At 53.0% G+C, this 11,833-nt stretch carries 10 protein-coding genes; 2 read left to right on the top strand and 8 right to left on the bottom strand.

Translation table 11 applies throughout. The annotated features are described in order from the left end of the window. Positions 1–18: 18 nt before the first annotated feature. From sixA to MOY_RS11790, 4 genes are all read right to left on the bottom strand, one after another. Positions 19–513 carry a phosphohistidine phosphatase SixA gene (gene sixA / locus MOY_RS11805; protein WP_009099975.1) on the bottom strand — a complete coding sequence of 165 codons (495 nt, stop codon included), beginning with the start codon at positions 511–513 and terminating at the stop codon, positions 19–21. Continuing rightward, entirely contained in the window at positions 506–1,573 is a 1,068-nt protein-coding gene (locus MOY_RS11800) for an NAD(P)H-dependent glycerol-3-phosphate dehydrogenase (RefSeq protein WP_009099974.1), read from the bottom strand. The genes sixA and MOY_RS11800 overlap by 8 nt, the downstream gene beginning before the upstream one ends. A 99-nt stretch (positions 1,574–1,672) precedes the next feature. Further along, a complete protein-coding gene (htpG, locus tag MOY_RS11795) occupies positions 1,673–3,577 on the bottom strand; it encodes a molecular chaperone HtpG (RefSeq protein ID WP_009099973.1) in 1,905 nt (634 codons plus the stop codon). Positions 3,578–3,677: 100 nt separating this feature from the next. Beyond that, positions 3,678–4,025, bottom strand: coding sequence for a YkvA family protein (locus MOY_RS11790; RefSeq protein WP_035540639.1), 348 nt, complete (start codon positions 4,023–4,025; stop codon positions 3,678–3,680). Between the two features lie 100 nt (positions 4,026–4,125). On the opposite strand from MOY_RS11790, the gene MOY_RS11785 reads away from it, so the two are divergent. Further along, positions 4,126–6,075, top strand: a complete 1,950-nt coding sequence (locus MOY_RS11785) for a transglycosylase SLT domain-containing protein (RefSeq protein WP_009099971.1) — start codon at positions 4,126–4,128, stop codon at positions 6,073–6,075. Between the two features lie 37 nt (positions 6,076–6,112). Here MOY_RS11785 and MOY_RS11780 read toward each other — a convergent pair whose 3' ends face one another. After that, positions 6,113–6,769, bottom strand: a complete 657-nt coding sequence (locus tag MOY_RS11780) for a LysE family translocator (RefSeq protein WP_035540677.1) — start codon at positions 6,767–6,769, stop codon at positions 6,113–6,115. A gap of 134 nt (positions 6,770–6,903) precedes the next feature. Here MOY_RS11780 and MOY_RS11775 point away from each other — a divergent pair, with 134 nt between their 5' ends. Continuing rightward, on the top strand, positions 6,904–7,107 hold the full coding sequence (locus tag MOY_RS11775) for a cold-shock protein (RefSeq protein ID WP_009099969.1): 204 nt from the start codon (positions 6,904–6,906) through the stop codon (positions 7,105–7,107). 131 nt (positions 7,108–7,238) lie between these two features. On the opposite strand, the gene MOY_RS11770 is transcribed toward MOY_RS11775, so the two are convergent. The 3 genes from MOY_RS11770 to pepN all read right to left on the bottom strand — a co-directional run bounded on the left by MOY_RS11770 (position 7,239) and on the right by pepN (position 11,773). Then, a complete protein-coding gene (locus MOY_RS11770; RefSeq protein ID WP_009099968.1) occupies positions 7,239–8,078 on the bottom strand; it encodes a hypothetical protein in 840 nt (279 codons plus the stop codon). Positions 8,079–8,143: 65 nt separating this feature from the next. Continuing rightward, a complete protein-coding gene (gene yegS, locus MOY_RS11765; protein ID WP_009099966.1) occupies positions 8,144–9,103 on the bottom strand; it encodes a lipid kinase YegS in 960 nt (319 codons plus the stop codon). A gap of 39 nt (positions 9,104–9,142) precedes the next feature. Then, positions 9,143–11,773 (bottom strand): aminopeptidase N, encoded by a 2,631-nt coding sequence (gene pepN, locus MOY_RS11760; protein WP_009099964.1) that lies wholly within the window; start codon positions 11,771–11,773, stop codon positions 9,143–9,145. Positions 11,774–11,833 lie beyond the last annotated feature (60 nt).

The raw sequence follows: 11,833 nt of genomic DNA, 5'->3' as shown, positions 1-11,833 counted from the left end.
AGCCGCTTTTTTGTATCGCTATAACAACTCACCAGGCTGAGTAAAACGGGTTAATCGCGCGCAGCCTGCGGCCCAAACGTCAGCGTCCAGCTCCGCGATTGCCGCAGTAGGAAACCCTACCCCTTGGCTAGCGGCCCCTTCTACTAAAAGCCCCGTCAAATCGCCCGCTAGCGGCATATGACTGACCAACATAATCGCGTCACCTTCAGGCTGACTCAGCAGCCAATCACTCACAGCAGCAGGCGAATCATCCGGCGTAATAAAGTCCAGGGTATGAAGCGCCACACCTAAGGCATCGCTAAAGCGCTGGGCCGTTTGCTGGGCACGCACATAAGGGCTTGCATACAGTATGGGTTGCGCTAATTCGCCCTGCTCAATTCGCGCTGCCAGCCAGCGCGCCATGCTATCGGCTTCTTGTTCGCCACGTGGCGTAAGCAACCGAGCGTGATCAGGCAAGCCAGGGGCGGCTTCCCCATGGCGCATAATCAGCAGCTGGCGCGCTCCGCTACTCATGCCAGCCTCCGCTGTTGCGGTGCGCCTGCTGAACGGCCTCGCGGGGCAAGATAAACTCCACGTCGCTGCTTTGCTCGCCCATCATCAGCGTTCCCGCCATCTCCTGAGCAGGCACGCCCTCGAACAGCACGCGGTTTAACCCCTCCGCCAGCGGCATGTAAACGCCCATTTCGCGAGCCTTTTCACACACCAGTTTAACCGTGTTCACGCCCTCTGCGACTTGCCCAAGCGCCGAGACAGCTTCTTCTAGGCTGCGCCCTTCACCCATAGCAAAGCCTACTCGGTAGTTACGAGACAAGTTAGACGAACAGGTAACAATTAAATCACCCACCCCGGCTAAGCCCAAGAACGTCATAGGGTTAGCTCCCTGGGCGACCGCAAAGCGACTCATTTCAGCCAGCGCACGGGTCATCAGCATACTGCGGGTGTTTTCGCCCATGCCGAGCGCTGCCGCCATACCAGCGGCAATGGCGTAAATGTTTTTGAGCGCGCCGCCCAGCTCAACACCGTGGCGGTCATTGCTGGCGTACACACGAAAATAGCCACAGCCTAGCGCTTGCTGCACTCGTGTGCGGGTAAGCGCGTCGGCACTGGCAATCACCGTAGCGGTTAGCTGCTTGTCAGCTATTTCAGATGCCAAATTAGGCCCTGCAATCACGCCAATATGCGTAAAGCCTGTCTCTTGCTCAAGCACTTGGCTCATCAGTAAAAAGCTGTCTTGCTCAATACCCTTGGTAGTACTGACCAAAATTTGCGTAGACGTCAGCCAAGGCTTTGCAGCCTGCACAACGCTACGAAAGGCCTTGGAAGGTATTGCAATTAATACCAACTCGGCACCTTCAAGCACGGCCTGCATATCCGTAGACGCCTGTACCACCGGGTTAATGGCGTAGTGCGGCAAATAGCGCCCGTTGCGATGCTCGTGGTTAATTTGCGTTACCAGCGCCTCATCGCGCATCCACTGGCGCACATTAGCGCCGTTATCTGCGGCAATGCTGGCCAGCGCAGTCCCAAAACTGCCGCCGCCAAGTACCGCGACATTGATCTGCTGTTCAGCCATAACGATATCCTGGTAGTTGTTCACTCGTATGCGGCATACCTTACCAAACTAAACGGCCCGCTTGGGTTTCAAGCGGGCCGTGGCAGCGTTAGCTGTTCATTAGGCAGTTAATACACTGTTGAGTCGCTTAACGTAAGCAGCTGGGTCGTCTAGCTGGCCACCTTCAGCGATAATGGCCTGATCCAGCAGAATATGGGCTAATTGACCGAACAGATCGCCTTCGGCGTTTTCCAAACGCGCCACTAGGGCATGCTCAGGGTTCAATTCTAAAATAGGCTTTACTTCCGGCATTTTTTGGCCGGCGGCTTCCATAATGCGGCGCATCTGGTAGCCCATTTCATGTTCCGGCAGAACAACGCAGGCCGGCGAGTCTATTAAGCGATGGGTAATTTTTACGTCCTGCACGCCGTCGCTTAGCGCTTCTTTAACGCGCTTCACCAAGTCTTCCTTCGCTTTAGCGGTCTCTTCCTGCGCTTTTTTCTCGGCCTCGTCTTCCACATCGCCAAGGTCTAGCTCACCTTTTGCCACATCGGCAAAGGATTTACCGTCAAACTCAGTCAGGTGGCTCATTAACCATTCATCAACGCGGTCAGAGAGGAGCAGCACCTCAATACCTTTCTTACGGAAAATCTCCAAGTGTGGGCTGTTTTTTGCCGCATTAAAGCTGTCCGCCACCACGTAGTAGATCTTCTTCTGGCCTTCCTTCATGCGCTCAACATAATCTGCCAAGGAGTGCTCTTGGGCAGCAGAGTCTGTATGGGTAGAAGCAAAGCGCAGTAGACCGGCAATTTTTTCACGGTTAGCGAAATCTTCACCCGGCCCCTCTTTCAGCACGCTACCAAAGGTATTCCAGAACGTCTGGTACTGCTCACTGTCTTTGGACAGTTTTTTGAGCATATCCAAGCCGCGCTTAGTTAATGCACCCTTAATTTTATCAACCTTGGGATCTTGCTGAAGCAGCTCGCGGGACACATTCAGCGATAGATCACGGGTATCCAGCACGCCTTTAATAAAGCGCAGGTAAAGCGGCAAGAACTGTTCGGCGTCGTCCATAATAAACACGCGCTGAACGTAGAGTTTGACGCCACGAGCGCCGTCACGCTCGAACATATCAAACGGCGCACGACCAGGTACATAGAGCAGGCTAGTGTATTCGAGCTTGCCCTCAACCTTGTTGTGGCTCCAGGTTAGCGGGTCGCTGAAGTCATGGGCAACGTGCTTGTAAAACGCTTTATATTCGTCGTCGGACACCTCACTTTTCGGGCGTGCCCAAAGCGCGGTGGCTTCATTGACGGTTTCCCAGGTAGTCACTTCACTACCTTCTATCTCGTTGCCCTCGTCGTCTTTTGCCGTTTCGATTTTCGGCATGCGCACCGGCACTTCGATGTGATCTGAATACTTACGCACTAAGCTCTGCAGGCGGTAGTCATCTGCGAACTCTTTAGCATCCTCTTTAAGATGCAGGGTAATTTCGGTGCCATGAACCTCACGCTCAATATCAGCAACCGTGAACTCACCCTCGCCTTTCGAGCGCCACTCAACCCCATCAGAGGCGGCTGTGCCCGCTTTGCGGGTGCGTACCGACACTTCATCAGCGACGATAAATCCTGAGTAAAAGCCCACACCAAATTGGCCAATTAACTTGGCGTCTTTTTGCTGCTCACCGGAAAGCTGCTTAAGAAACTCGGCAGTGCCTGAACGGGCAATGGTACCCAGGTTAGCAATCACGTCTTCACGATTCATACCAATGCCGTTGTCGCGCAAGGTAATGGTGTTAGCGTCGCTATCGTGCTCAATTTCAATACGCAGCTCACTGTCGCCTTCGTACAGCGCATCGTTGTCTAGCGCGGCGTAGCGTAATTTATCGCAGGCGTCAGCGGCGTTAGAAATAAGCTCGCGTAAGAAAATTTCCCGGTTGGAGTACAGGGAGTGAATCATCAAGTTTAGGAGCTGCTTAACTTCCGTTTGAAAGCCAAGAGTTTCTTCGTGGGTCGCAGTCGTCATGCGCTTAGCCCTCATTGTTCACGTTTTACTGGATGCTTCCGCCTACAGAAGACAGAAGCGAAAAAGATGTGAACTCAATATGGGGTTAGGCAGCGCGATTTCAAGAAGCTGAATGTGGAGAAGCATAAGTATCGACGCTGGCGTACTTCCAAGCACGGTAGTCAACGAGGCGCAGATCAATGCGGTTTAACAACCAACCTACAATTATTACATCGTCGACAAGGCCAATAATCAGCAGAAAGTCGGGAATGAGGTCGAAGGGCATGATCAAATAGGCCAGGGCAAACGCCGTCATGCCAAATGCAGACCAGGGTACCGGACGGAAATCGCCGCGCAGTACATCACGGGTCATCGGCACAAATGTCTTTAATGCACGACCAATGCGTCTAACTGCCCATACGCGGGTTTTTAGTCGACGTAATAACCACCAAGTGGATAATGGGGTCATCGCAATTGAATCCTCTAAGTGTCACGATTGTCAGAACACTGTTTACGCTTTAAGTTCACCATAGCGGCTGTTAGCCCGCTAGCCAGCAAGAGGACGTGTCATGCAGGCTTCGCCATTTCGTTCCACCCTTCGCAGCCTCTGTACGGCTGTATTGGTAGGGTTACCGGTTGTCTCTTGGGCAGCCTCTGACGCCGCTATGCGCGATGCCCTTGAAGCAGCGCGTCAGCAGCAGTGGCAGCAGGTTGATGAGCGCGCAATTGAGGGGCATATTCTTAATGGCTACGTTGAGTATCACCGCTTGCGTGGCCAGTTGCCGAATGTTTCGTCTAGCCAAATACAGCGCTTTATAGACCAGCATGCCGACTCTCCCTTATCCGAGTGGATGCGGGGTCAAGCCATCGCCAAGTACGGCCACGCAGGCCGCTTTGGCGATCTGCTAGCAGTCGCTGACGGCGAGCCCGCAGGCACCGCTCGCCAGTGCTATTACTATACGGCCCTGCTGGACAGAGAGCCTCAGCAGGCTAGAGAAGCAGGCCTTGCGCTATGGCGGGTCGGCAGCTCACAGCCTGATGCCTGTAACGCACTATTTAGCCGCCTAAGATCAGATGGAACGATTAATGCCACGGCTATTTGGGAACGAAAAATGCTTGCGTGGCAAGCGGGCGAGGAGCGTTTAAGCAGTTACCTAGGCGGGCTTCTAAGTGGCCAATGGCAAACGGCCCGCGAGACGGTTGAGTCTGTTAGCAATAACTCCCGCGCACTCACCTCAGCACCCGCCTGCCTTGGCCCTGAATGTGCCGCTACATCCGCCTTTTACAAAGCCGCCATGCAGCGCTACACGCGGGAAAATACCCCCGCTGCCTTTTCGGCTTGGCAGGAGATCGGGCCACGTTTGAGCTTAGCAGCCGCCGACCGGCAGCCGATTGAAGAAGAGCTAGCTTTTTATGCCTTAGTACGCGATGTGCCAGGCACCTTAAGTTGGATAGACAGTGTATTACCCAGCCTAGAAAGTGAGCGCGTACTGGAACTTCGGGTTCGCCGCGCCCTGGCCGAGCGTCAATGGACAGAAGTCATGCATTGGATTGCAGAAATGCCAGCCAGCCAGCAAGAGAGGAGCCGCTGGCAGTATTGGCTGGCACGGGCCAACCATCAGCTCGGTAACCACGATGCTGCCGAAGCACGCTATCGCCAGGCGGCTACTGACCGCAGCTTTTACGGCTTTGCCGCTGCTGAACGGCTTAATCAGCCTTATCAGCTCAACTTAGAACGCAATCATTTTGATGAGGCATCCAGAGAACTAACGGCGCAGCTGCCCGCCGTACAGCGTACCGAGGCGTTACTGCGTATTGGTGAAGAGGGGCTTGCCAACAGTGAGTGGCTACACGCTGTGCGCAATGGCACTCCTCAGCAGGCGCGCGCCCTTGCTGACTACGCCGCAAACCAGCAGTGGCACGCGCGCTTAGTGCAAACCACCATTGCTGCTGAGATGTGGGATGCCCTTGACTGGCGCTTCCCCCCCGCTTATCACGACAGCTTTATGCACTGGGGGCGTTTAACCGGCGTCGACCCGTTCCTATTAATGGCCATTACCCGTCGTGAAAGCGCTTATAACCCTGTTGCTCTTTCGCCAGCAGGTGCACGGGGCCTCATGCAGCTAATGCCAGGCACAGCAAGCCAGGTCAGCCGCCAGTTAGGTCTTAACGACCCAGGCCCCTATGGCGTACTAGATCCAGAACTCAATATCCGCTTGGGTAGCAATTATCTACGCGACAAAATTGAGCGCTACCAGGGCAATCGCCTAGCCGCTGCAGCCGCCTATAATGCAGGCCCCGGGCGGGTAGACCAGTGGCTGGGTAGCGGCGTGGAGTCATTTGATTTGTTCGTGGAGAGCATTCCGTTCCGAGAAACCCGCGATTATGTTCAAGCAGTCCTTAGCTACCGCGTTATTTTCGAAAGCTTAGCCAACGGCGGGAATAGCGACGGCGTATCTCTACTCAGTGAGAATGAGAAAGCCGTACACTATGACCGGGCCCTCCTCGTTCGCCGCTAATCACTTAACGGACTTAATTGCTTGAGCTAGCGCCCGGTTATACCGGGCGCTGCTCTAGGGCTAAGCGCACACCAAACATTATCAACACAGCCCCAGTGGCTGCATTTAATGTTTGCGCAAAACGAGCGCTGGCCAGCCATTTACTTGCCCCACCTACCATTAACACAACGCTAATTTGCCAAATATTGGCAATCACAAAATGAACACCGGCTAGCCACAGCGACTTTAATAAAGCAGGGTCTGTTGGCGCGATAAACTGTGGCAAAAAAGCCATATAGAACACGACCGTTTTGGGGTTAAGTACGTTAGAGAGCAACCCTTCTTTAACCGGTTGCCAGATAGATACTGGCGATGCGGTTTGCAAAACACTTTGGACGGGCAATGCGGTACCTCGGCGAGCCGCCAGCAGGCTAGCCACACCAAGCCAAATCAAGTAAGCCGCCCCGGCAAGCTTAAGCAGATGAAAAGCCCATGCTGACTGCAGCAGAATTAAAGAGATACCCAGCGCTGAAATAGTGGCATGCACAAATAGCCCGCAACAAATAGCGATACTCGTTACTACGCCATCTCGAACGCCACCGCGAGCGGTATTACGTATTACCAGCAGAGTATCCACTCCAGGACTTATTGAAAGCAGCGTAATCGCAATCAAAAAAGAAATAAATTGCCCATCTAAAAAGGTGATTTGCACCATCATATAAGCCCAATAGGTTAAAAAGCGTTGCTCATTCGTCGCTGGACGCGCTGTTTTTTTGCTTCTAAAGTGATTTTGGCGAGCACACAATCACCCTGCTCGTTACTTCACTAAGCATGTTAAGGATATGAACAATGGCAACTGGCACTGTCAAGTGGTTTAACGACACCAAAGGTTATGGCTTCATCGCACCTGATGACGGTGGCGATGATCTATTCGCACACTTTTCTGAAATCCAAGCGGAGGGTTTTAAGACCCTGCCTGATGGTCAAAAGGTTAGCTTTGACGTCACCCAGGGTAAAAAAGGCCTTCAGGCATCAAACATCCGCCTAGCCTAGCCATTAACAATTGGCGACGGTGGAGTGACCAACAACACCCCGTCTTAAAGCAGTCAAAACAGCGCCAACTACGCATATCCCTAAGGCCCGAAGTGCGGGCCTTTTTTGTGGGTAAACTCACGCGTGAGGGCTTATTGAGTGGCGTTTAAGCTCTCAAGCTCTACCTCTGTATCATCAGCGTTTTCTTCTGTGTCCGCTTCTTCTGAGCCATCTTCTTGGCTATTAGCCCCCTCTGAACTATCCATTTCAGAACTGTAAGGTTCTAAGCCATCGATACCTGCACCATTGGTACGTTCCCGTTCAATCTCTTCAAACTGCTCGTTTAATCGCTGCTGAGCTTCTTCAAAACGACGCTCAGTATCTTCGATTAGCGCATCAACATCGGTAGCTTCCAGGTCATCCTCTAAACGAGGGCTCTCTGGCAAACTGCTCTCCGTTTCCCAGCTTGAGGAAAAATCGTCACTCTCCATCGGCTCCAGAGCAGTGGACTGCTGCTCTACTTCCTGGAACTGTTGCTCCAAGCGGCGCTGGGCCTCTTCAAAACGGCGCTCTGTTTCAGCAATAACATCATCGACATCTGAACGTGTTGTTTCCCCAGGCATTGCGCTTGCTTCATCTAATGCATCTTCTGGGTCTGCAGCTAAGGTGTCTTCTCCAGCCTGTATCTCTTCAGCGCCTTGGGGCTGCTCTTCATCCAACTCATCTTCGCCTTCAGCGCGTAACGCTTCGGCCTGCTCAAGCTCTTCAGCGGCTTGACGCGCTTCTACATCATCCTCAATTTCTTCAGGATCGGGCATTTCTGCGGCATTCTCTGCTGCTGCAGGCGCATCCTCTTGTTGAACCACCTCATCATCCGATACTGATGATGCACTCTCTTCAGGGGCGACAGTAGGCTCTTCCTGGCTTTCACCACAGGCACTTAGCAGCAGTGCTAGGGCAGCAAGCGCAGGTATCCATAAACGATTTACCATCGAACCATTCTCCTCAGGTGGCTATATTTTAAAATTGTAGCAGCCGCTAAAAATAGCAGCCGCCTTTAGCATCGATCATTCGCTGCCAATAGCGGGCACTCATCAGGTAGCAGCACCTTCAATGCCAGTGGCACAATCTCAACGCAGAATCGGTCATAATGCCGCGCTTCTCCATCCAGCGTTAACGGCCAGGGAGGATCATCTTGTTGGGTGGTCACCGTTAGCTGGCTGACGGTGAAGTAGCTCACATAGCGACCCTCTTTAGGGAACTGCTGCAACTCGCTGATTAACGTTGGCAGTTCTAAAACAGAAGTGAAATCCTTAACCACCAGCACATCTAAGCGGCCGTCATCTAACTTGGCGCTGGGGGCTAATACTTGTCCTCCACCCGACTGGCGCCCGTTACCTAGTGCTAATAGCAGTAATTCAGCACTGCGCTCCTCATCGCCCCAGTGCAGCGTGCCGCGATAGCTTTGGTGCCGCCATGCCTTCAGTGCGCCCATCAACGAATAAGCCCCCCCACCCAGCATGCGCTTTAGCGTTTTAGGGGTGGATGAGGTAATTTCAGCTCCGAAGCCACCTGTCGTCATGTTGACATAGTAGCTGGTGAACTCCTCGCCTTGCGCTTCTGCTGTTACGCGCACCACGTCAATGGGCGACGCTGAAAGCGTCAACGCCGCGGCTAATGCAGGCCCTGGCTCCAGTGGCAACCCAACACATGTAGCGAAATCGTTGGCGCTGCCAAGGGGCACAATACCCATTGCAGGACGCTGATCATGCGCTAGCTGCATCAAGCCATTAACCACTTCGCTGACAGTTCCATCGCCACCGCAGGCAACCACACAGGTTGCCCCCAGTTCAACCGCTTGAGCAGCAAATGTAGCCGCGTCTCCCCCCTCCCAGGTTGAACGAACGATAATCTGCTTGCCTGCCTCTCTTTGCTCTTCAACGGCTTCGCGAAGTTCCGGATTACCGGCAGACTTACCATTAATAATGAGTAAATAACGTTGCTGTGAATCGTCCACCTAGGTTTTCCCTTTCCATGGTTAATTCGCCAGCACCTATCAGGCCAGCGCTTTCTCGACCACCTCAAACACATTTGATGATAGCGGCTCGCGCTTAATGCGCTCAAGCTGCTCACGCATCAACTGCTGGCGCACGTCATCAAAACGCTGCCAGCGAGTTAACGGCGTAATCAGTCGCGCGGCTATTTCAGGATTTATCCGGTTAAGCTCAATCACCACATCCGCTAGCAAAGCGTAGCCTTTGCCGTCTAGGCGATGGAAATTGACTCTATTCTGAGCAAAGGCCCCTATCAACGCACGCACCTTATTAGGGTTTTTAATTGAAAACGCCGGGTGCTGCATTAAATACTCGACTCGTTCCAGAACATCTGGCTGCGGCCGCGATACCTGAATCGTGAACCATTGATCCATAACAAGCGGATCATGCGCCCACTTCTGCCCAAATGCTTTAAGCGCTGGGGAGGCAAGGTCATCGCGGTCGCTATGCACCAGCAGCGTTAACGCATGACGCACATCGGTCATATTATGATCCGCAGCAAATTGCGCTTCACACAGTGCCAGCCCCTGATCATCCTCAATCGACATTAAATACGTCAGCGCTACATTTTTAAGGCCCCGCTGAGCAATTTGCTCTGGCGACGGGGCGTAGCGTTCTTCACTTACGTTGTCATTGTAGATAGTGAGAAATTCATCGCGTAGCGCCATCGCTAGCGATTGGCGCACGAACTCGCGGGCAGCGTGAATCGCATCAACATCAATAATAGGCTGCTGCTCAGCAATGTATGCCTCTGAGGGAAGTGTCAGCATTTCAGCCAGCACGGCTTTGTCGCTCATTTGCCCCGTTAACAGCGTTCTAAACGCCTCAACGACACGTCCATCCATGACTTTTTCGACGCCGTTACGATGAGCGGCAATTAGATCATCCAGCGCCAGCATGGCCAAACGCTGCCCTGCATCCCAACGGTTAAAGCCATCGCTATCGTGGGTAAGCAGGAAGGCTAGGTCTTCACGGGAGTATGGAAAGTGCAGTTTTACGGGTGCCGAAAAATCGCGCAACAATGAAGGAACCGGCGCTTCTGCCACATCGGTAAATACAAATGTTTGCTCATCTTCACGCAGGTGAATAACTGCGTCTTTACCTAGCTTCTCGCCTTCCAGGGTCAGCATTAGGTCTTGCCCTGACTTGGTACCCACCAAGCCCATCCGCACAGGAATATGCAGCGGCAGCTTATCAAACTGGCCCGGGGTTGAGGGCGTGCGCTGGCGTAGCGTGAGGTGATACTCGCCATGGGCATAGTCATACTCGCCATGGGCATCAATTTCCGGCGTGCCTGCCTGGGCGTACCAACGCATAAATTGGCCTAAATCAGCGCCTGAGACTTCCGCCATGCAGCCAACGAAATCTTCAATAGTGACCGCTTGGCCATCGAAGCGCTCAAAATAGAGATCAGAGCCGCGACGGAACGCTTCCCAGCCCAATAGATTACGCAGCATACGCACCACTTCTGCACCCTTTTCATAAATCGTCAGGGTGTAGAAGTTGGTGATTTCAATGAAGTGGTCGGGGCGGATCGGGTGTGCCGTTGGCCCGGCGTCTTCAGCAAACTGCGCTGTACGGAAAAATGATACGTCTTGAATGCGTTTAACGGGTGCTGAATTGGTATCCGCTGAAAAGCATTGGTCGCGAAAAACCGTAAAACCTTCTTTCAATGACAGCTGGAACCAGTCACGGCACGTAACCCGATTACCCGACCAGTTATGAAAATATTCATGGGCAACAATACCCTCAACATTTTGATAAGCTGAATCTGTTGCAGTGTTAGGGTGCGTAAGTACCGCTGCGGAGTTGAAGATATTAAGCCCTTTGTTCTCCATGGCCCCCATGTTGAAGTCGTTTACTGCCACAATCATAAATAGATCTAGGTCGTATTCACGGCCATAGGTCTGCTCATCCCAGGTCATGGCACGCTTAAGCGATGCCATAGCATGCTCTGTTTTATCGAGATTATCCTGCTCTACCCAAAGCTGAAGCGTCACGTCACGCCCACTCATGGTCGTAAAGTGATCTTCAACTTTACGCAGGTCACCGGCTACCAACGCAAATAAATAGCACGGCTTAGGGTGCGGGTCTTCCCAGGTCACAAAGTGACGGCCGCCATCCACTGTACCTTGATCAACGGGATTGCCGTTGGCTAAAAGCACTGGCTCGCTCGTAGCGTCGCCAATCACGGTGACCTTAAAGGTCGCCATCACATCGGGACGGTCAGGATAGAAAGTAATCCGCCGAAAGCCCTCTGCTTCGCATTGGGTGCAGTACATACCGTTGGACTGGTAGAGCCCTTCTAACGCGGTGTTACTGCTAGGCGCAATTTCCACTTCGCTTTCCAAGCTAAACGTTGCGGGTACGCGCTCAATACGTAGCGTGTCGGTATCACGCTGGTAATCTGTATCGGTGAGAGGTTTGCCATCAATAGCGAGCTTAACTAGTGTTAAGTGTTCGCCATTTAGCACCAGAGGAGCATCAGCACTTGCCTCAGCGTGGCGCTCAATCATTAATCGCGCTTTAACGCGAGTCGCGGCGGGGTCAAGATCAAACGTCAGCTCGGTATGGGTAACGTGGTAGGCGGGCGGCTGATAGTCGCTTAAGTAAACCGGCTGCGGATCAGACATAGTGCGTGACTCCTGTAAGCTTTTAAGTGGGAGGATAGCGCCGCATCGGGCGCTATCGCA

This window comes from Halomonas sp. GFAJ-1 (genome assembly GCF_000236625.2).
GTDB lineage: Bacteria > Pseudomonadota > Gammaproteobacteria > Pseudomonadales > Halomonadaceae > Vreelandella.
Note: the sequence above shows the minus strand (reverse complement) of the source record. Positions and strands in the feature narration are given on the sequence as shown.